Source organism: Vreelandella gomseomensis (assembly GCF_031451645.1).
Taxonomy (GTDB): Bacteria; Pseudomonadota; Gammaproteobacteria; order Pseudomonadales; family Halomonadaceae; genus Vreelandella; species Vreelandella gomseomensis.
Window position 1 is genome coordinate 160902 of record NZ_JARWAI010000008.1, and the last position, 21415, is coordinate 182316.

The 21415-nt window shown below is 60.2% G+C and carries 16 protein-coding genes; 3 read left to right on the forward strand and 13 right to left on the reverse strand.

The annotated features are described in order from the left end of the window. The first annotated feature begins 6 nt into the window (after positions 1-6). Both QC815_RS12220 and QC815_RS12225 read left to right on the forward strand, forming a co-directional pair. Positions 7-1395, forward strand: coding sequence for a YcjX family GTP-binding protein (locus QC815_RS12220; protein ID WP_230446419.1), 1389 nt, complete (start codon positions 7-9; stop codon positions 1393-1395). Then, complete coding sequence (locus QC815_RS12225; protein ID WP_310539986.1) at positions 1392-2423, forward strand: YcjF family protein; 1032 nt, start codon at positions 1392-1394, stop codon at positions 2421-2423. Before QC815_RS12220 ends, QC815_RS12225 begins: the two co-directional genes overlap by 4 nt. Positions 2424-2456: 33 nt before the next feature. Here the strand turns inward: QC815_RS12225 and QC815_RS12230 are convergent, their stop codons facing one another. The 12 genes from QC815_RS12230 to QC815_RS12285 all read right to left on the reverse strand — a co-directional run bounded on the left by QC815_RS12230 (position 2457) and on the right by QC815_RS12285 (position 17340). After that, complete coding sequence (locus QC815_RS12230) at positions 2457-3578, reverse strand: ABC transporter ATP-binding protein (RefSeq protein WP_230446417.1); 1122 nt, start codon at positions 3576-3578, stop codon at positions 2457-2459. Between the two features lie 20 nt (positions 3579-3598). Then, entirely contained in the window at positions 3599-4477 is an 879-nt protein-coding gene (locus QC815_RS12235; RefSeq protein ID WP_230446416.1) for a carbohydrate ABC transporter permease, read from the reverse strand. Next, positions 4470-5396, reverse strand: a complete 927-nt coding sequence (locus QC815_RS12240) for a carbohydrate ABC transporter permease (protein ID WP_310539989.1) — start codon at positions 5394-5396, stop codon at positions 4470-4472. Before QC815_RS12240 ends, QC815_RS12235 begins: the two co-directional genes overlap by 8 nt. 81 nt (positions 5397-5477) lie before the next feature. Then, the gene (locus tag QC815_RS12245; RefSeq protein WP_230446414.1) at positions 5478-6743 is read right to left on the reverse strand and encodes an ABC transporter substrate-binding protein; all 1266 of its coding nucleotides are present in this window, start codon (positions 6741-6743) and stop codon (positions 5478-5480) included. A gap of 107 nt (positions 6744-6850) precedes the next feature. After that, complete coding sequence (locus tag QC815_RS12250) at positions 6851-8254, reverse strand: ATP-binding protein (RefSeq protein ID WP_230446468.1); 1404 nt, start codon at positions 8252-8254, stop codon at positions 6851-6853. Between the two features lie 80 nt (positions 8255-8334). Beyond that, a complete protein-coding gene (locus QC815_RS12255; protein ID WP_310539992.1) occupies positions 8335-9087 on the reverse strand; it encodes a response regulator in 753 nt (250 codons plus the stop codon). Between the two features lie 99 nt (positions 9088-9186). Continuing rightward, positions 9187-9984 carry an HAD family hydrolase gene (locus QC815_RS12260; protein WP_230446412.1) on the reverse strand — a complete coding sequence of 266 codons (798 nt, stop codon included), beginning with the start codon at positions 9982-9984 and terminating at the stop codon, positions 9187-9189. Positions 9985-10115: 131 nt separating this feature from the next. Beyond that, a complete protein-coding gene (nagE, locus tag QC815_RS12265; protein WP_230446411.1) occupies positions 10116-11831 on the reverse strand; it encodes an N-acetylglucosamine-specific PTS transporter subunit IIBC in 1716 nt (571 codons plus the stop codon). A gap of 1 nt (position 11832) precedes the next feature. Then, positions 11833-14424, reverse strand: coding sequence for a phosphoenolpyruvate--protein phosphotransferase (gene ptsP, locus QC815_RS12270; protein ID WP_230446410.1), 2592 nt, complete (start codon positions 14422-14424; stop codon positions 11833-11835). A gap of 50 nt (positions 14425-14474) precedes the next feature. Next, entirely contained in the window at positions 14475-15494 is a 1020-nt protein-coding gene (locus QC815_RS12275; protein WP_310539996.1) for an SIS domain-containing protein, read from the reverse strand. After that, positions 15494-16597, reverse strand: a complete 1104-nt coding sequence (gene nagA, locus QC815_RS12280) for an N-acetylglucosamine-6-phosphate deacetylase (protein WP_230446408.1) — start codon at positions 16595-16597, stop codon at positions 15494-15496. Before nagA ends, QC815_RS12275 begins: the two co-directional genes overlap by 1 nt. Before the next feature lie 8 nt (positions 16598-16605). Beyond that, positions 16606-17340, reverse strand: a complete 735-nt coding sequence (locus tag QC815_RS12285; protein ID WP_230446407.1) for a GntR family transcriptional regulator — start codon at positions 17338-17340, stop codon at positions 16606-16608. Between the two features lie 253 nt (positions 17341-17593). Here QC815_RS12285 and QC815_RS12290 point away from each other — a divergent pair, with 253 nt between their 5' ends. Further along, positions 17594-19534 (forward strand): exoribonuclease II, encoded by a 1941-nt coding sequence (locus QC815_RS12290; protein ID WP_310539999.1) that lies wholly within the window; start codon positions 17594-17596, stop codon positions 19532-19534. Between the two features lie 55 nt (positions 19535-19589). Here the strand turns inward: QC815_RS12290 and QC815_RS12295 are convergent, their stop codons facing one another. Continuing rightward, positions 19590-21215 (reverse strand): methyl-accepting chemotaxis protein, encoded by a 1626-nt coding sequence (locus QC815_RS12295; RefSeq protein WP_310540001.1) that lies wholly within the window; start codon positions 21213-21215, stop codon positions 19590-19592. Positions 21216-21415: the final 200 nt, after the last annotated feature.

Here is a 21415-nt window from a genome sequence, read left to right on the forward strand (position 1 = left end):
CGCGCCATGCGCCAGCCGTTTCGTCGCGAGCTGAGTAACCTGATAGAACGCGGCCGTGACCGGCAGCTGCGTCTGGCCGTCACCGGGCTTTCCCAGGCGGGCAAGACGGCGTTTTTGACGTCGCTTATCAACCAGCTTCGTCACGCCGGGGTCGAGGCCCAGTTGGACATGCTGCCCGCCGCCCGCGAAGGCCGTCTGCTTGGCGCCCAGCGGCTGAATCAACCCGACCTTGGCGTGCCGCGTTTTCCCTACGACCCGGGCATGGCCGCGCTGCGCGAAACGCCGCCGCGCTGGCCTGCGCCTACCCGCGGCATCAGCGAGCTGCGTCTCCAACTCCGCTACCGTCCGGCGCAGCAGGGCTGGCTGTCCCCGGACATTGCCCACCTGACCCTCGACCTGTTCGACTACCCGGGAGAATGGCTGCTGGACCTACCGCTGTTGCAGCACGATTTTTACAGCTGGAGCCAGGCCCAGCCGCTGCACACCGGCGATCAACGCCGCGCCTTGTTCAGCGAATGGCTCGCCGAGGTTGAAACCCTCGACCCCGCCGCCGAGGCGGATGAAGCCCAGTTGGCAAGCCTGGCCGAGGCCTACGCCCAGGGCCTGCGACGCGCCAAGCAGGCAGGCTTTTCCAACCTCCAGCCCGGGCGCTTTTTATTGCCGGGTGAGCTCGACGGCGCGCCGGTGCTGCAGTTTTTCCCGCTGCCCCAGTTGAGCATGTCGAAAGAAGCGCTGGACGCCCTGCCGCCCAACAGCCTTTACGCGACGCTGGCCGCGCGCTTTCGCTACTATCAACAGCAGGTGGTACGGCCTTTTTACCGCGACCACTTCCGTCGCTTTGACCGCCAGATTGTGCTGGTCGATGTCCTGGGCGCGCTCAACGCGGGCCCGGAACGCTTTGAGGACCTATCTCAAGCGCTTGGCCAACTGATGCAAAGCTTCGATTACGGCAAGCGCAGCCTGCTGACACGGCTGTTTGCCCCGCGAATCGACAAGCTGGCTATTGCCGCCACCAAGGCAGACCATGTCACGCCCGACCAGCACGGCCACGTGGTGCAACTTCTGGAAGCCTTGCTCGCCGAGCCGCTCAAGGATTTACGCTTTGCCAACGTACCGGTAAAAGCGCTGTCGCTCGCCGCCATTCGTGCCACCGAGGCGCGCGAAGTGATGCACAACGGCAAACGTTCCCCCGCCCTACGGGGCACGACCCTCGAAGGCGAAGACGTGCTGGTCTACCCCGGCGACGTGCCGCCACGCCTACCGACTCACGATTTCTGGCACCAGCAGGGCTTTGACTTTCCGAGCTTTCGCCCCATGGACACCCCATCCGACGCGCTCGCTCACATCCGCATGGACGCCGTCATCGACTGGCTGATTGGAGACAAACTCGTATGACCACCCCACGGCCGCGTCATCACTTCGACCTCGATGAACCCAAGGAACCCAAGGAACCCCGCCCGGACGTCGACGCCGAGTTGCGCCAGCGCGAGACTTTCGATGCGACCGCCTCCCACCAGCCCTTGCCCCCCGCCGCCGAGGAAAAAGCCCTTCCGGAAACCCGCCTGGGCGCGCCACGCAAGCGCCGCTGGGGGCTGATGCTGGCACTCGCAGGGGGCACGACCCTGGGGGCCCTCGAGCTGGTCACCGGGATTCCCGACGCCCTGGCGCAGTCCCAATGGATGACCATGGCCTGGCAGCTCTTCGGGGTGGGCGTGATCAGCCTCGGCGGCCTGTCGCTGCTCAAGGAACTGGGCCGTTTACGGCGTCTCAAGCGCCACGACAAACTGCGCGAAGCCCTGGCGGTACTGCCACAGGGCTCGGCCAAGCAGGCCCAGACCCTGGCGCAGCAGCTCAAGCGCCAGCTCAAACTGGCCGACGACGACCCCCACTGGCAGGCGTTCCAGCATGCCTGCCAGCCGCACCACAGCGGCGAGGAGATCCAGACCCTGCTGCGCTACCACCTGCTGGCACCACGGGATCGCGAAGCCCAGCGCCTGATTACCCGGATGTCCGGCGAGACCGCCGTCATGGTGGCGGTGAGTCCATTGACGCTGGTTGATATGGCGCTGGTTGCCTGGCGCAGCCTGGCCATGGTGGATCGGCTGTGCCGGCTGTACGGATTGGAGCTGGGCTACGCCAGCCGCCTGCGGCTGTTCCGCCACGTGCTGCACAACATGGCGTTCGCCGGCGCCAGCGAGCTGGCCACGGACGCCAGCATGGACATGCTGTCACTGGATCTGGCCAGCCGCCTCTCCGCGCGTGCAGGCCAGGGGCTCGCCACGGGACTGCTGAGCGCGCGCCTGGGCCTGCGTGCCCAGCGCCTCTGTCGCCCGGTGGCGTTTACCGCCGACGAGCAGCCCAGGCTTGCCGACCTGCGTCAGGACCTGTGGCGACAGATCAAGCGGCTCGACAAGGACGCCTGATACCGCCCTGGACACCAGGCTTTCAAGGGCAACCTAGGCGATGCGCTTTTCGGTCTCGGCGTCGAACAGGATCGCCCGCGCCATGTCCACCCGCAACGCCAGACGTTCGCCGGGGGAAACGGCGCACTTGGGCCCAACCCGTGCGGTTACCTCCTGCTCACCCAACGGCAGGCGCAGCAGCATATCGGCCCCGGTGGGCTCGACCACCGTCACACGGGTATGCAGCAAGGTGCCCTCGGCCTGGGTGGTCAAGCGCTCATCCTCTTCGCTGAAATGCTCGGGGCGTAAGCCGAGAATCACCGGCTGATCCAGCTTTTCTGCCATCGCCGCCGTGACCCGGGCTGCCGGCCAGGGCAGGCAAAGGTCTTCTTCTTCCGGCGTGGCAATACGCACCGCGTAGCCCTCACCGTCCCGCTCGAGGGTTGCCGTGATGAAGTTCATCGACGGCGAGCCCATGAAGCCGGCCACGAACATGTCCACCGGATTGTTGTAGACCTCGTCGGGGCTGCCCAGCTGCAGGATATGGCCGTCGCGCATCACCGCAATGCAGTCAGCAAGCGTCATGGCCTCTACCTGGTCGTGGGTCACGTAGACGATGGTGGTGCCAAGACGCTGATGCAGCTTCTTGATTTCCGTGCGCATGTCGACGCGCAGCTTGGCATCCAGATTGGACAGCGGCTCGTCGAACAGATAGACCTTGGGCTCCCGCGCCAGTGCACGCCCCATGGCCACTCGCTGGCGCTGCCCGCCGGAAAGCTGCGAGGGCTTGCGCTCCAGCAGATGGGTAATTTGCAGCAGATCGGCCACCCGCTCGACGGCGGCCTGACGTTCGGGCTTGGGCACCTTGCGCATTTCAAGCCCGAAGCTGATGTTCTGGCGCACCGTCATGCTGGGATAGAGCGCGTAGGACTGGAAGACCATGGCAATATCCCGCTCGGCGGGCGTCCGCCAAGTGACGTCTTCACCATCGATGCAGATAGAGCCGCTGGTCACCGGCTCGAGCCCGGCGATGGCGTTCATCAACGTCGACTTGCCGCACCCCGACGGCCCCACCAGAATCAGGAACTCGCCGGAATCAATCGAAATACTGACATCCTTCAGCACCCGTTCGCTGCCGAAGTCCTTGCGCACATTGTGGATTTCTAACGCTGCCATAATGAAAATCCTAGTTGTTATTAGCCTTTCACGGAGCCTGCGGTCAGCCCGCGCACAAAATATTTACCGGCCAGCACGTACACCACCAGCGTGGGCAAGGCAGCAATCATTGCCGCGGCCATGTCCACGTTGTATTCGCGCACGCCGGTCGAGGTATTGACCAGGTTATTGAGCGCGACGGTAACGGGCTGAGTGTTGTGGGCGGAAAACGCCACGCCGAACAGGAAGTCATTCCAGATCTGGGTGAACTGCCAGATCACCGACACCACGATGATCGGCGTCGACACAGGCAACAGGATGCGCCAGAAAATGCGAAAAAACCCGGCGCCGTCGAGCTTTGCCGCCGACACCAGCTCATTGGGAATGCCCACGTAAAAGTTACGGAAAAACAACGTGGTAAAGGCAATCCCGAACACCACGTGAACCAGTATCAAGCCCGCGCGGGAGCTGGAAATGCCCAGCCACCCCAGCGTTTGCGCCATGGGCAACAGCACCACCTGAAAGGGAATGAAACAGCCGAACAGCATCAGCGCAAAGACCAGGTTCGCGCCCTTGAAGCGCCATTTGGTCAGGGCATAGCCGTTCAGCGCGCCGATCGTCGTGGAGATCAGCACCGCCGGAATGACAATCGCAAACGAATTCCAGAAGTAACCGCCGACGCCTTCGCAGCGCATGCCGGTGCAGGCTTCGCCCCAGGCTTTGACCCAGGGTGTCAAAGTAGGGTCTTGAGGCAGCGTCAACAGCGTGCCGGGACTGATTTCGCTGAGCGGTTTCACCGAGGTGATCAGCATCACGATCAGGGGCAGCAGATAGAACACCGCCGCGAGGATCAGCACGCTATACACCACGGCGCGACTGACCCGCGCACCCAGCGTCTGACGACGAATCACGTTAGCCATGCTTGCGGCTCCTTAGTTCGGAGTACAGATACGGAATCAAGATCGCCAGTACGCCGCCCAGCATCAGCATGGCGCTGGCGGAGCCCAGCCCGATCTGAGCGCGACTGAAAGCGTGGGTGTACATGAAGGTGGCGGGCAGATCGGTGGCGTAGCCTGGCCCGCCGCCGGTCAGCGCCACCACCAGATCGAAACTTTTGATGGCGATGTGCGCCAGAATCATCACCGCGCTGAACACCACCGGCCGCAAACAGGGCATGACGACCCGCCAATAGATCCGCGGTAGGCTGGCACCGTCGAGCTGCGCCGCCTTGACAATGCTGTCGTCGATGCCGCGCAAGCCAGCCAGGAACAGCGCCATGACGAAGCCCGACGCCTGCCACACGGCGGCAATTACCAGGGTGTAAATGGCCATATCCGGATCAACGATCCAGTCAAAGCGAAACGCTTCAAAGCCCCAGCTTTGCACCATCGCCTGGATTCCCAGGCCGGGGTTGAGCAGCCATTTCCAGACCACCCCGGTGACGATGAAGGACAATGCCATGGGGTAGAGGTAGACCGTACGCAGCGCGCCTTCCTGGCGAATTTTCTGGTCGAGCAGCATGGCCAATAACACGCCGATCACCAGGCAAATCACCACGAACAGCGTGCCAAAGATCATCAGGTTAGTGGACGCCACCCACCAGCGTTCATTGGCCATCAGGCGCGCGTACTGGCCAAAGCCGACGAAGTCGTAGCTCGGCAGCATGCGCGAGCTGGTCAGCGATAGAATAAAGGTCCACAGCATGAAGCCATAAACAAAGAACAGCGAGATGGCGACCGACGGGGCCAGCACAAGCCGCGGCAACCACGCCTGCAGCCATCCCGAAGTCGCCGCACGTGGGGCAGGATGCCCAACGCGCGGGGTAGCAGTGTTTTTCATGGAGAAACGTCCTCGCCAGAAAGCGGTGGCGCCGCCGACGCGGCGGCGCCTGTCATCGCCTGTAATCGTTGCGAATGAACGTTAGAACGAGGCGGCTTCCGCCGCGTTGACCAGACGCTCGGCGGCTTCTTCCGCCGGCATCTCCTCGTCGTTGAAGTAGTTGGTCACCACATCGAAGATGGCCCCCTGGATATCGGCACGTACCGCCATGCCATGGGCCATGCTGGGTACCAGGCCGCCTTCTTCAGCGGTGCGCTGGAAGTCGCTGAGCGACTGCTGGGCGCAGCTGTCGAATTTGCTCATGTCCAGATCCGGGCGGGCGGGAATCGACCCCTTGGCCAGATTGAAGGCTTCCTGGAAGGTCGGCTCGAGCACCAGGCGGGCCAGCGCTTGCTGGGCTTCCCGCTCTCCGTCATCGCTGACCCGGAACATGGCCAGGCTATCGATGTTGAAGGCAAACACGTCTTCGGTGCCCGGCGCCGGGGCGCACAGGTAGTCTTCGCCGGCCGTCAGGCCGCGTGCGGTAAACTCGCCCTTGGCCCAGTCGCCCATCATCTGCATGGCGGCCTCACCGTCGATCACCATCCCGGTAGCGATGTTCCAGTCGCGCCCGGACATGCCGTCGTCCATCAGCTCGCGCAGCTGCTTGAAATCTTCCAGCGCATCGACCATCTGCTCGCCGCCCAGCGCCTCGGGGTCGAGGTCGACCAGCGCACGCTGGTAAAACTCACCGCCCTGGCTGCCGATGACAACACTTTCAAAGACGGTGGCGTCCTGCCATGCCTGGCCGCCGTGGGCCAGTGGAATGTAGCCCGCCTCGCGAATGGCGTCGCCAGCTTCGAACAGCTCGTCGAGGGTGGTCGGCATGTCAACGCCGGCGTCGTCCAGAACCTCGGGATTGGCCCACAGCCAGTTGACCCGATGGACGTTGACAGGCACAGCCACGTACTGGCCGTCGTGCTGCATGATCTCGGCGACCACCTCGGGCAGTAGCGCATCCCAGTTTTCCGCCTCAGCAACGTCATTCAGATTGCCCAGCAGGCCAAGCTCGCCCCACTCCTGAATTTCGGGGCCTTTGATCTGCGCCGCTGAGGGTGGATTGCCCGACATGGCCCGGGACTTCAGCACCGTCATGGCCGTTTCACCGCCGCCACCTGCCACGGCAAAATCTTCCCAGCCGTAACCTTCGGCTTCCATCAGCTCCTTGAGGACATTGGCAGCGCGGGCTTCGCCGCCGGAGGTCCACCAGTGCAGCACTTCAACGTCGTTGGCCTGCGCCTGAGACGCCATGGTCAGACCGGCAAGCGAGGTGGCAAGCACAAGGCTGGTTTTCTTCAACATAGGCATGGGTAACTCCTGGTGTTGTTGTTGTGTACTGTCGATGACAGGTCACAGCGTACTGTAAAACACCACCGCAAAGGCGTTACCGATTCCTGCATAGTGTTGAAGGTTTATTACAAGTCGGTAATAGTTTCATGGAGAGGGATTGTCAGGGTGACGCACAGCCCGCCCTGAGGGTGGTTTGCCAGTTGAATATCACCACCGTGAGCCTTGGCAATGTGCCGGGCAATACCCAGACCTAAACCGCTACCGCCTGTGTTCCGGCTGCGCGACGGCTCCAGGCGGACAAACGGCGAAAACACCCGCGAAAGCTGCGAATCCGGAATGCCTGGGCCATGGTCGCGAATCTGGATAGTGACGGCGCTGGCGTGCTCGGTGAGCAACACCTCGGCTCGCTGGCCATAGAAGACGGCGTTTTCCAGCAGGTTGGCCAGGCAGCGTTTGAACGCCAGGGGCTTGACGGTGAGCGGCGGCACCTCGCCTCGAACGGTGACGTCGCCGCCCTGCAGACGCAGCGCCTCGGCGATGTCGTCGATCATCGGCCCAAACGCCACCGGCTCGGGTGTTTCATGAAGGTCCAGACCTTTCACCGAAGCCAGCGCGCCCTTCACCAGACTATCCAGCTCGTCCAGTGCCGCACAGAAACGCTCACGCTGAACCTCGTCATCGAGCATTTCGGCGCGCAGGCGTAGCCGGGTGAGCGGGGTTTTCAGGTCATGGGAAATCGCCGAGAACAGCCGCTCCCGCTCTTCGATCTGCTCGCGGATGCGCTGCTGCATGCGGTTGAATGCCACCGCGGTGGCGGCCACCTCTTTGGGGCCGCTTTCCTTGAGCGGAGGCATATCCAGGTCATCGCCGAGCTGCAATGCCGCTCTGGAAAGCCGCGCCAAGGGGCGGGTCGCGCTGCGAATGCCCAGCAGTGACAGCGCAATCACGCTGAGCAGCACCAGAAGACCCACTAGCACGCGCTCTTCGGACAGCCATCGATACCCCGAAAAGATATCCGGCACGCCGAGTAGCGTGGCCACGTACAGCCAGGTGTCGGGGGCCAGCTCCAGTTGCACCACCAGAATCGGCGGAGAAAGCGGCTCCATCAGCAGGCTGTGCTGGCCCCAGCGCGGTGGCAGATCTTTAAGCAGCACTTGGTTATTCAATACGCGAAGCGTCTCGGGGCGAGAAAACTCAACCACCACATCGTCGATATTGAGCCGTTCGGTGAGGATGGCACGGACGTTATCCACCACTACCCGCTTTTCAGGCCCCGAACCGATGTCCTCGATGGCCAGGCGGCGCTCGTTGATGCTGACGAAAAAGCGCGTGCCGCCCATGTTGCGCAGCTGGTCGAGTACGATGTGGCGGTACTCGTAGGGCAGCGAGCGGAAATACTGCATCGTCGAGGCAATGCTGACCGCCATGTTGGTGGACAGCTCATCGAGCTGGCGCAGCTGACTCGCGCGTACTTGGGATGTCCAGATGGCATAGCTTGCGATCTGCGCCACCAGCACGCCCGCCAGCATGATGATCACAAAGCGACCGCGCAGCGTGGTCGGCAGCCAGCGTGCGGCGCGACGCTTGAACCCTGACCAGCGAGCCCTGCTCACGTCAGCGCATCGACACGGGCGGTGAGAATATAGCCGGCGCCCCGGACGGTGCGAATCAGCTGCGAATGCTGGGCATCTTCGCCCAGCCGCTGGCGTAGCCGACAGACGTGGACGTCAATCGAACGGTCCAGCGGCGGCGCATCACGGCCACGGGTCAGCGCGTAGAGATCGTCACGGGTAAGCACGGTGGCGGGGCGCTCCAGAAAGACCTGCAGCAGCTGAAAATCGGCCCCGGACAGCGCGGTGCGCTCTCCCTGCCGGTCGATCAGTTCGCGGGTCATGCGATCTAGCTGCCAGTCGCCAAACCTCACGCAGCGCGCCTGGCCGGCGCTGGGCGTGGGCGCCACCGGTCGCGTGCGGCGCAGCACTGCCTTGATCCGAGCCAGCAGCTCCCGGGGGTTGAAGGGCTTCCCCAGATAGTCGTCGGCGCCCAGTTCCAGGCCCAGAATGCGGTCGGTTTCGTCGGCGCTGGCCGTGAGCATGATGATCGGCACATCGCTGTGCTTGCGCACCTCGCGACAGATCGAAAAGCCGTCGTCCCCAGGCAGCATCAGATCGACGATCAACAGATCCGCTGCGCCATTGTGCATAAGCGCTCGCAAGGCATTGGCATCCTGGGCGGTAAACACCTTATAGCCGTGACGCCCCAGATAATCCGCCAGCAGTTCACAGATTTCCGGGTCATCGTCGACCACGAACAGCGTTGCGGGCTTGGTCGGGGCGGAGGAAGTCGGGGTGGCGGAGGTCATCGCGGCAGACGTATCCCATATTATTGTTATCAAGGGGCATTGATCATGGGCGAGCGCAGCGGTGCTGACAAGGTAGCCTCGACTAAGGTGGTAAAGCGCTTACAGCCCAAAGCGCTTGCGCAGCCACTGGGCAACGGCGGCCTCACCGTGGTGACCGATTCGCTCACCGCCCGCCACCCGGTCGAACAGCGCGGGATGGGCGTTAGCCATCACCTGGGCTTCGCCCGCCAGGCTGAGCATTTCCGTGTCGTTGAGGTTATCGCCAAACGCCAGACAGTCGGCAGGCGTCAAGCCCAGCCGCGTCAGCAACGAGGTCAACGCTTCGCCTTTATTGACACCGTAGGCCATGATTTCCAGCGAGTCGGTCGTCGAGTAGGTAATGTGCAGCTCACGGCCGTGGGCTTGCCGGGCGCTGGCCTCCAGTTCGGCAAGCGCGTCGGGGTCGCCCAGATAAAGCACCTTGCCCACGCCGTGAATGTCCATCTGCGCCGGCGGCACCACGTCGTAGGTAAAGCCGGTAGAGGCGTGCAGCGACAGCAGGTGCGGCGCCTCGGCATCGATGTGCCAGCCGCTTTCGCGATAGAGATTCAACCGCACCTGGGGCGGACGCGGCAGACCAATCAGCGCCTTGGCATGCTCGGGCGCGAGGTGATTCGCCGCCAGCAAGGCGTCGTCAGGATCATGAACGTAGGCGCCGTTAGTGCTAATCAAGTGCAGCGGAATAGCCAGCTGATCGCGAAACACCTTCATATCGTGATAATGACGGCCCGACGCCAACGCGACGTGATGCCCCTGCTCCACCAATGCCCTCAGCACCTCGACGGTGCTTTCGTGCAGGGAGTGGTCGCTTCCTAATAGGGTGCCATCCAGGTCAGAAACAATCAGGCGAGGTGTCATAACGCACTCCATAAGTATGGGCATTTAGCTTAACCGATTCATCCCTGACGCTCCTAGCCAGATAAAGACTAAACAACCAGACCGATTGGGAATGGCCGCCCTTATTTCTCTGGGGCAGCCTTATCGCCAAATCAGGGCAATGATAACCCCAAGGCCACCGAGCTTGCCCGTTCACCGATTAGCACATGTATTACCCCACGCTCCAGACGCTGCACGCCGTGAGCGCCCAGTCTAGTCAGGGCTTCCTCGTCTAGCGCAGCGGCATCGGCCAGCTCCAAGCGCAGCCGAGTGGAGGCAACGGCCGTCGCGCTGCGCACATTCCGTTCGCCTCCCAAAGCCTGCTGCCAAGCTAGCCTATCCTGAGAGTCTATAGGCGCTACATCGGTTTCTGGAGTTACTTCGGCTCTAGAATTTCCTTGAACGGCCTGCCGCTCAGGTGCTTCCCCGGCAGCACTTAGTGCGGTGCGTATTTCATCAGCTACGCCGTCTGCAATCGGCCCTACGATGACCTGAACACCACCACCTTGAAGACGCAGCAGCCCCCGTGAGCCCAGCGCCTTAAGGGCTGCCTCGTCGATAATATCGGGATTCTCTAGCACCAAACGCAGCCGAGTGGTGCAAGCACCAACGCTTTGTAGGTTGGTTGCGCCACCTAGAGCAGCCACAAAGGCTGGGCCTCGTTCACTGGGAGCAGCTTCTGTCCCAACGGGTGCTACTGTCTCGGGGTCGCGGCCCGGCGTTGGCAGGTCGAAACGCATGATCGCCCAGCGAAAAATCGTGTAGTAGATAACGAAATAGGCCAGTCCTACCGGCAACATCAGCCAGCCATTGGTAGAAAGCCCATACGAGAGCGCGAAGTCGAAGGCCCCTGCAGAGAAAGTAAAGCCCAGCTTAACGTCTAGCCAGTGAAGCAAGGCGACTGAAATACCAGTTAATACAGCGTGTAGGCCATAGAGAAGCGGCGCAAGGAACATAAAAGTGAATTCGATAGGCTCAGTCACACCGGTAAGGAAGGCGGTCAACGCCAGCGACAACAGCAGGCCACCCACTTGGGCACGTCGCCCTTTCGGCGCGGCGTGGTACATGGCCAGCGCTGCGGCTGGCAGGCCAAACATCATCACTGGGAAAAAGCCCGCCATAAAGCGGCCTGCGGTGGGATCGCCTGCGAAGAAGCGATTAAGATCCCCGCTAACTACCGCCCCAGAAGCCGTTTCAAAGCTGCCAAAAACAAACCATACCAGGCTGTTGAGCACATGATGTAGGCCAGTAACGATTAACAGCCGGTTGAGCATCCCGTAGACAAACAACCCCAACTCACCGGCATTGATCAGCCACTGGCCTAATAAATCAATGCCATGCTGAATGGGCGGCCAGATTATCCCAAAGGCGAACCCCAGAACCACAGCAGTAAGGCCGGTGACAATAGGCACAAAGCGCCGCCCGCCGAAGAAAGCCAAGTAGTCTGGCAACTGGATTGCTTGGTAGCGGTTATAAAGTAAGCCCGCCACGCTGCCGATGATGATGCCCGCCAACACCCCCATATTAATCTCTGGATTGAGAGAGTTCAGCACTGCATCGAGAACCAAGTAACCAATAACGCCAGCCAGGCCCGCTGCGCCATTGCTGTCATTGGCAAAGCCCACCGCCAAACCAATGGCAAAAATCAGCGCCAGATTAGCGAATATTGCTTCGCCCGCACTGGCGATAAAGGCAATATCCAGCAGATCGGGCTGGCCCAAACGTAATAGCAGGCCAGCGATAGGTAACACCGCAATGGGCAGCATCAGAGAGCGGCCCAGTTGCTGTAGCCCGCCCATCATACGGGCTCCAAAAGTCATAATAGCCATATCAGCACCTCGCGAAGGGAGTTGTTATTGGGGAGGCCTCATTATCCAGGGCCAGCAGCTCGCCGAGGCGCAAGCGCACCGAGACTGCATCAGGCAAGGCCAGTAGCTCGGGGATATTGGCTGCCAATGCGGCGGTGTCCAGATGGCGCAAAGCAGCCTTTACCGCCGGTATTCGCGCAGGCTCTACTGAGAGCTCATCGACCCCCAGAGCCACTAGCAAAGGAGCAGCCAGTTCGTCACTGGCAGCACTACCACATACGCCGACGGGACAGCGCTTGGCTGCGCCAGCGACCGTCGCTTGGATCAGACGCAGTACCGCCGGGTGCAGTACATCCGCCCGACTAGCCAGCGCTGGATCTTCACGATCCATGGCCAGGGTGTACTGGGTTAAGTCATTGGTGCCAATGGAAAGGAAGTCTGCCTCATCGGCAAGACTGGCAGCGCAGAGTGCAGCGCTAGGCACTTCGATCATGGCCCCTAACCGCGGCCGTTCACTCAGCCCTAACTCAGCGGCCAGTGTCTCTAAACGCTGGCGCACTTCGCGTAGCTCGGCGGCCTCGCTCACCATAGGCAGCATGATATGCAGCGCTTTCAATGGGGTGACACCGAGTATCGCTCGTAGCTGCGTCTCCAAAAGCTCAGGCTGGCTCTGCCAAAGGCGCACGCCGCGTACTCCTAACGCTGGATTAGGCACGGTTGGCAAACGTAGATAAGGAAGCTGCTTGTCGGCGCCGATATCCAGCGTGCGAATAATCACCGGCTTACCGTCCAAGGCCGTTAAAGCGGCCTGGTATTCTTCGCGCTGAGTGGCCTCGTCGGGGGCGCTATCACGTCCCAAGAACAGAAACTCGCTGCGCAGTAAGCCTACGCCATCGGCGCCTGACGCTGCCGCTAGGCACGCTTCCTCTGCACCACCAATATTAGCGCGCACCTCAACGGTACGTCCGTCTAGGGTGATGGCAGGCTCATGAGCGGCCGCCCGCGCCGTTTCGGCTTGCTGTCGGCGAGCCTCAATCCGCTCAGCCATCTCGGCTAGTTGCATCGGCGTTGGCTTCAGTGCCAAGCATCCTTTCTCGGCATCTAGAATGACGCTTCCAAGGGCGGCCTCATGAGCAGCTTCCAATAGCGCCTGCCCCATGGCCACGAGACAAGGGATACCCCGTGCCCGCGCCAGTATCGCCACATGAGAAGTCGTTCCTCCGCCGGAGAGGCAAAGCCCCGCCGGGTGCTGGTCGGCCACGGCAACCAACTCCGACGGGGTTAAGTCCTCCGCCACCAATATGGCGCCTTCGGGCAACTCAGGAGCTGCCTCTTGATTGTCGCCGCTCAGCGCCACCATCACACGTCGCTGCAAGTCGCGCAGATCCGCGACACGGGCAGCCAGCAAGTCGTTACCGCTAGCAGCAAGCCGCTCTGCTTCAGCGTCTAATGCTTCCCGCCAAGCTTGGCCAGCACTGCGGCCATCGCTAATCCGCGCCTCTGCCTCTGCAGCTAAGTTCGGATCTTCAAGCCAGGCGCCATGGGCTGCGAAGATTTCCGCCTCGGCGGGCTGCCCTTGGTGTGTCGCCTGCACCTCGGCCTTTGCTAAATCGTCACTGATACGGTTAAGTGCCTGTTTAAGGCGTGGGGACTCAACGCTTTCACCTTCGCCGTCATAAGGCACGCTAGGCAGTGGCGGTCGGCAGACTATCAGAGGGCCAGTCGCCAAGCCCTGACTGGCAATCAAACCAGCCAGCTCTCCCGTCTCAAGTTCTTTCTCAAATGCCTGGGTCGGTACCGCCTGGGTTGTGCCAGCGGCGTGCTCCTTGGCTTCGGGAGTAGTCAGCAGCGCTTCAGCGGCGTCCAAAGCGGCCTCCCCCCGAGTTCCCTGGGCTCTCAGACGCAAAGCGCTGCCTGCGACCAAACCAAGGTTCATTAGCGCACTTAAGCTTTCGACGTTCGCGCCAGCACCTTCTGTCGCTGGCTCGAGGTGCACTTCCAAATTAACACCGTACTCCCGTGCGATGGCTCTTAGTCGTGCCGCAGGGCGGGCATGCAACCCAGCCGCGAGGGCGAGCGTTAGGCAGCGCTCCATTAATGGGCCTTTGGTCGTTGCGGCTTCGTCCTGCTCCGCTGAGGTGCGAGTAAGCACCAACAGCTCCTCACCAAGCGCAACACGTTCCCCCTTACTATGGCGAGGCGGCAATAGGTGCCAGGCAGCGGGTTCAGTAACCACCAGAGGCGTGATCAGCGCAGAGGCACCTAGCGCCAGCACGTCGGCATCAAAGCGACACAGCGGATCACCAGCGCGCACACTGTCACCCACTGACACCATCAGCTCAATGCCTTGGCCCTCTAGCTCGACGGTGTCAAGGCCCAGGTGAAGCAATAGCTCCACCCCGGCGTCTGTTCTCAGGGTCAGGGCATGGCGGGTACGGGCGCACTGCACTATCTCGCCATCGCAGGGGGCATGCAGACACCCGCCGAGGGGGTCAATGGCGATACCTTCGCCCAGTGACAGACCTGCGAAGACCGGATCGGGCACCTCGCTTAGGGGAACCACAATCCCCTCCACCGGTGACTGCAAGATTAAGGTTTGACTTGGATCGGACATGGGGAAACTCCCGCGTTGTCTTTATTATGGAGCTATTGGTTTATTTGTCTTTACAGGGTGCAGGTGACCTTATTTAGGTGCTGAGGACTATCCGGGTCACTGCCTCTGGCCGCCGCTAAGCCGGCCACCATGATGTAGAAACTCTGGATGATAGATAGCGGCTGCAGAGCCTCGTGGCCTGCCTCCACCACCGTTAAATGGCGCTCAGTGACGCCCGCATCGGCGGCTAGCAGAACGCGAGCACCAATGCTTTCCAGCCACTCGGCTAACGCCAGCAACCCAGCCTGCTCCGGCCCAGGTGGCGCAAATATCAGCACTGGATAGCCGCGGTCAATCAGTGCCATGGGACCATGGCGTACTTCGGCGCCACTCAAGGCCTCGGCTTGAATGGCACAGGTTTCTTTGAACTTGAGCGCCGCCTCCTGGGCCACCGCCAAGCCTGCGCCGCGTCCAATGACCATCAGTCGATCAGCCCCCTGAAAAGCTTCAATGGCCGGGGCCCAGTCCTGGTCCAGAGCGAGTTCCAAGCGACCTGGCAGCTCGTCTAAGGCATCCAGCAAGCGGCGATCCTCATTCCAGTGACCCATCAACTGGGCCATGGCTGAGAGCGTGGCTAGATAGCTTTTAGTGGCCGCCACACTCTTCTCCTCGCCTGCATAGAGAGGAACCTCATTGTCGCTAGCAGCGCCTAAAGGTGACTGAGGCGTATTAATCAACGCGAGTGTTCGAGCGCCAGCGGCCGCCAGTGCCTGCTGAGTGGCGATCAAGTCAGGACTCTGCCCCGACTGAGAGACAGCCAGAGCCAATTGGCCGCGAACGCGCCAGGGCGCCTTTCTCAACGTGGTTAGCGAGGGCGGCAAAGAGGCTACCGGGATGCCGCGTTGCTGCATGCAGAGATAAGCAAAGTAGCTGGCAGCATGATCGGAGCTGCCACGGGCAACGGTCACCGCAGCCGCGGGCGGCGTCTGGCGCAGTTGCTCGCCCAATGGGGCAAAGATTTGGGCGTTACGCTGCAACTGGCCGCGAATACGGTCCGGCGCGTTGCGGGCTTCCGCAAGCATCAGGGACATCAGGTATCTCCTTGAATGGTGCGGCCCTCGACGACGACCGCTTTGATTTGAAGCTGGGGATCAAGAACAACCAGGTCAGCTGAGGCACCTTCCTGAAGGCGACCAATATCACTAATACCCAGGAAGTCCGCCGGGTAGCGAGAGAGACGATCGGAGGCTTCGGCCAGAGAGAGCCCTAGCGAGACCAGGTTGCGCAGCGCCTGATCCATGGTCAGCGTACTGCCTGCCAGGGTGCCGTCGGCTAACCGCACGCCCCCCAGACACTTGGTGACGGTATGCTCGCCAAGCCGATAGTCACCGTCATGCATACCCGCGGCGGCCGTCGAGTCGGTGACCGCATAGAGATTGGGGATACAACGAAGGGCAGTGCGGATGGCGCCTGGGTGGACATGTAACAGATCAGGGATCACTTCGGCGTACTGAGCATGGGCCAGCGCCGCGCCCACCATGCCAGGCTTGCGGTGGTGCAGACCGGTCATGGCATTGAACAAGTGAGCGAAGCCACTAGCACCGTTGGCCAGTGCTTCCACACCTTCTTCGTAGCTACCCAATGTATGACCCAGCTGCACCCGTACGCCTCTCTCGCTAAGGTACTGAATCAACGCCAAGTGGCCAGACAATTCAGGGGCCAGGGTGATCAAGCGAATCGGCGCCAGGGCGCAGAGCTCGTCCAACTCCTCAGTCATTCCAACCCTTGCATAGGCCGGCTGGGCACCTAGCTTGCCAGGGTTAATGTAGGGGCCTTCCAAATGTACGCCCAACACTTGGGCGGCCTGGAGTACTGGCGCTTCCATATAGGCAGCGACTTCGCGCAGTGTCTGCCGGATATGGGTGTCAGGCGCCGTCATGGTGGTAGCTAATAGCCGCGTGGTGCCGAAGCGCACGTGGGTGCGAGCCAAAATAGCCAGTGCTTCGCCCCCTTCCATGACATCTGCACCACCGCCGCCATGCACATGTAAATCAATAAAGCCAGGCAGTACTCGAGGATGGTCATTGGTATCCGGGTCTACCGATTCGCCTCTAATGCGACTGATACGTCCCTTATCCCAGTGAATTTCTCCCAGACGCCAACCCTGGGGGGTACGAATATTGCCAAATTGCATAACGTCTCCTAGCGAGTCAGCTCGACCATAAAGTCGTAGTAATCGGTGCGGCAGTAGGTAATCGTTAGCTCCGCTGGTGTGCCGTCGGCTAGGTAGCCCAGTCGTGTAACTTTAAGCAGTGCCTGTCCCTCAGCTACCTCGGCGAGCACCGCTAGCTCTGCGTCCGCATTGATGGCAGTGACATGCTGCAGGGCTCGCGTCACTGGCTTGCCGCTGGCTTCCAGCACTGCATAGAGAGACGTTTCGACTGACTGGGGATCGGGCATCACTGATACAGGTAGACAGCTATCCTCTACCGCCATCACCACTTCATCGGCCAAGCGTAAACGCTTTAGGCGCGCCACCTGGGCATCGGCCCCCAGGCCAAGACGCATGCTCTCTTCCGCATTGGGATTTGCCAGCCTGCGCTCTAACCATTGAGAACTTGGCGTAAAACCGCGTTGGGTAAGGAGCTCGGTGAAACTCACCAACCGGGTTAATGACTGATTGAGACGAGGCGTGATGAAGGTGCCAGAACCACGGCTACGACGAATAAGCCCCAGCTCAGCCAAACAGTCCAAAGCCTTGCGCGCGGTTATACGCGAGACATCGAGGGTATCGGCCAAGTTGCGCTCTGAAGGCAGCGCCTCGCCAACCTCCCAGGCACCCGTCTCAATGGCATGCTCCAGCTGACGAGCCAACTGCTGGTAAAGAGGCGTCGCGCCCTTAGGGTCAAGGCGCAGCTGCGTAAAGCGTGAATCCATGGATTTCACCTGAATATTAAAGACCAATTAGATACCAATATAGCCAATAATTAATACCATTCAAGTACCAATGATCCGCTAACATGTTTTGTAGGGACACTTTTCTTCTTTTAATAAGGGGATGACACGTCTACCAGATGGGATGTAGGTTATTGATAACTTGTAACCAAAGAGAACTTCACACGGCGACAATTGGCGCGGCTCCCGGTAATCCGTATAGTGGCACCCTATCCTTCGCCAACTGATTGACCTCATGCTGCAAAACAATTCCGTGCTTGCCTCGCTCAAGCAACAGATTCGCGATACCACCCCACGTGCTGAAGGGGTGATCAAAGCTACCGAGAAAGGCTTCGGGTTTCTTGAAACCGATGACGGTGACTCCTATTTCGTGCCGCCCCCCGCCATGAAACAGGTGCTGCACGGCGACCGCGTCGAGGGCGTCATCCATGAAAACGGCGATAAAAAATCCCTCGAGCCCGAAAAGCTGATCGAGGCCGGGCTCGACCGCTTTGTTGCAAGGGTGCAAAAGCGCGAAGACCGCCTTGCGGTGGTGCCGGATCATCCATCGATCCGCAATGTGCTCAAGGCACGCATCAAAAACACCCTGGACGAATCCACCATCGCCGATGGCGACTGGGTCGTGGCGCGCCTGGTGCGTCACCCGCTCAAACAGAACGATCGCGGCTTTTTCAGCCAGATCGACGAGCTGGTCGCCAAGTCAGACGACCCCGCCGTGCCATGGCGTGTCACGCTTGCCCGTCATGCGCTGGAGCAGGCGTCTCCAAATGCGGGCGACGACTGGCCACTGCACGATGAAGGCCTTGTCCGCGAGGACCTTACCGCACAGCCCTTCTTTACAATCGACGGTGAAAAGACCCGCGATATGGATGACGCCCTGCACGTCACGCCGCGCGCTGAAGGCGGCTGGCAGTTGAGCGTCGCCATCGCCGACCCCACCGCCTACGTGGAAGAAGGCCACGCCGCCGACCTGGAAGCGCGCACCCGCGCCTTTACGGTGTATTTGCCCGGCCAGAACGTCACCATGCTGCCCGAGAAGTTATCGGATGAGCTGTGCTCGCTGTGGGAAGACCAAGAACGCCCGGCACTGGCCTGCACGCTGGATATCAATGCCGACGGTAGCCTTGGCAATTACCGCTTTTTTGCCGCCACTGTTAAATCCCACGCCAAACTGGCTTACGACCATGTGTCTGACTGGATCGACGGCCAGGGTGACTGGGCACCGGCGGATAACATTGCCGAGCAGCTGACCGCGCTGCGCGATTTAACCGAAGCGCGTACCGCCTGGCGTAACGAGCATGCCCTGGTCTTCAAGGATCGTCCGGATTATGTCTTTGACCTGGACGATGCGGGTAATGTCCTGGGTATTCGCACCGAGGATCGCCGCATTGCCAACCGCATGATCGAAGAGTCGATGATTGCCGCCAACGCCTGTTGCGCGGACTTCCTCGCCCAGCACATCGGCCACGGCATCTTCAACGTGCACCGTGCCTTTGAGCCTGAAAAAGCCGAGGCCGCGCAGGAATTTCTGGCGGGTCAGGAAATTGACGTGGACCAGCAGGCGTTAACCGAGCTTGCCCATTACAAAGACCTCAAACGCGCGCTGGAAAGCCGCGACGATGCCTGGTTGGATGCCCGCCTGCGTCGCTTCCAGGGTTTCACCAGCATGTCGGCCCAACCCGGCCCGCACTTCGGCCTGGGCCTTGCCGCCTACGCTACCTGGACTTCGCCGATCCGCAAGTATGGCGATATGGTCAACCACCGCCTGATCAAGCGCGTACTGAAGGGTGAACAGGCCCCGGCTGAAGCCAGCCAGCAGCTCACCGAACAGCTGACCGAGCGTCGCCGCCTGAACCGTATGGCCGAGCGCGACGTGAAAGACTGGCTTTACGTGCGCTACCTGACGCCCGCCGCGCAGAACCAGGACACCTTTGACGCCGAGATCATGGCGATCAACCGAGGCGGTATGCGCGTTCGCCTGCTCGAAAATGGTGCCACGGCCTTCGTGCCCGCTCCCTTGATGCACAGTGACCGCAGCAAGGTGGTCATCGACGATAAAGAGGGCCGCATCCAGATCGAAGGCGAAGAGCGTTACAAGCTCGGCGACAGCCTACGTGTGGCGCTGACCGAAGCACGTGAAGAGACCCGCTCACTGGTAGCGCGGCCGGTCGAATAATTCCACCGAGCAAATACGGCGCGTATCGGGCGCCGTTGTTGTGCTTATCGATAATTTAGAACTGCGTGTTTCCCCCCGCCGTGGGTAAAGCCTTGGTTAACGAGTCATCAGCCGCTTTTTTCAACATAGCATCGTCTATTTGGAAAGCGGCCACCAAGTTGCGAAGCCGTTCTGCCTGGCTCTCCAGGGACAAGGCCGCATTCGTCGACTGCTGAACCAGCGTGCTGTTTTGTTGGGTAGTCGAATCCATCTCGGTAATAGCGGTATTGATCTGCTCAATGCCGCTGCTTTGCTCTCGAGTAGCTGAAGATACCTCGGTCATAAGCATGGCAAGTCGCTGGATTACCGTCTCTGTATCATCGATAGTGGCCGCACCGCGCTCTGCCTGCTCAGAGCAAAGATTGATTTTGCTTCGCGTATCGTCAAGCATGCTGCGAATCTCGCCGGCAGAAGCAGCACTGCGGCTTGCTAGCGCGCGCACTTCTGTCGCCACAACCGCAAAGCCTCGTCCCTTCTCGCCCGCTCTTGCCGCTTCAACTGAGGCGTTCAAAGCGAGGATATTGGTCTGGAAAGCAATCGTATCGATGGTCTCGACGATCTTATCCATACTGAGAGAGGCGGCCGTCACTTCGCGCATTAATTCGACGCTTCGCGTCACTTCATCGCCCCCGACTCGCATCTTCTGAGACGCATCATGGGACAGCGTATCCGCTTCTTTGGTTGAATCACTGTTCTGGCGGACTGTTGCCGTCATCTCTTCCATGCTTGAAGCAGTTTCCTGTATGGCTGCTGCTTGCTGCTCTGTACGAGCGGCAAGCTCTTGCCCACCTTGAGTAATATCATTGGCACCGTTTAAAACGTTCTCACTGGCATCGCGTAAAGAGGCAACCAGCACTGTAAGCTCTTTACTCATCTCGTCCATGGAAGCCAACAGCTGCGCGGTTTCATCGCTCCCGGTGGCAACGATATGCTGGCGCAAGTCACCTCCCGCTACATGCTTGGCAACTTCAACGGCTCGCCGCAATGGCAACACAATACTGCGCGTAATAGCGATTGCCAGCCCTACTGCCATCAACAATGCCACTATCGAGAAGATACACAGCCGCCATAATGTCGAATTATAACTAACCTCTATCATTTCATTAGCAGCCGAGACACCGGCGTTAGCCACCTGGCTAATTTCATCAGCCAGGCTTTCAAGCTGATAGATGCTTTCTTTATGTTCACCCAGCATCTGGTTAGCTTGAGCGGTGTGGGTAATGTCACCTTGCTCAATCTGCTCATAGACTTCCATGAAACCTTCTGCGTACCCTTGAAGGGCGCGTTCCGCCTGCTGGTATAGCGCATCGAGACGCTGTCTATCGCTCGTTTGACTTCCCTCCTGGAACGCTGCCTCAATGTCATCGATGGTCGCTCTCCAGCGCTGCTGGTAGTCAGCGACCCGGTCACGATTTTCGATATTGATAAAGGTATCCTTTTCGAAGCGCCGCGCCTGCAATGCCAACCGCTGGATTTCAGCAGCGTTGCTTGCTAATGCTACATCCATGTTCAAAGCGGTATGCGCTGTATTTCTGGTGGCGGTAATACCGAGAATACCTGCAATAGCAGTACCCAGCAGAAATAACGAAACCAAGCCAAACGACAGCGCTAGACGCGTGCCGATCTTGAACCGTGAAAGCATAGAAACTACCCGATAAATGGAGGAATCATTACTGTCGGCCTATCAAACAATAACTTGAGTTTTATGGATATAATCATAAAAACTAATCTTCCATAACGTGGACTCAATTCCCGATCTAAACCCGCATAAAGAACTGAAAGCCAACTGACTAGCTACACTGTCGCCTAACTGACTTATTTCTTCCCTATGGTAATCCGATG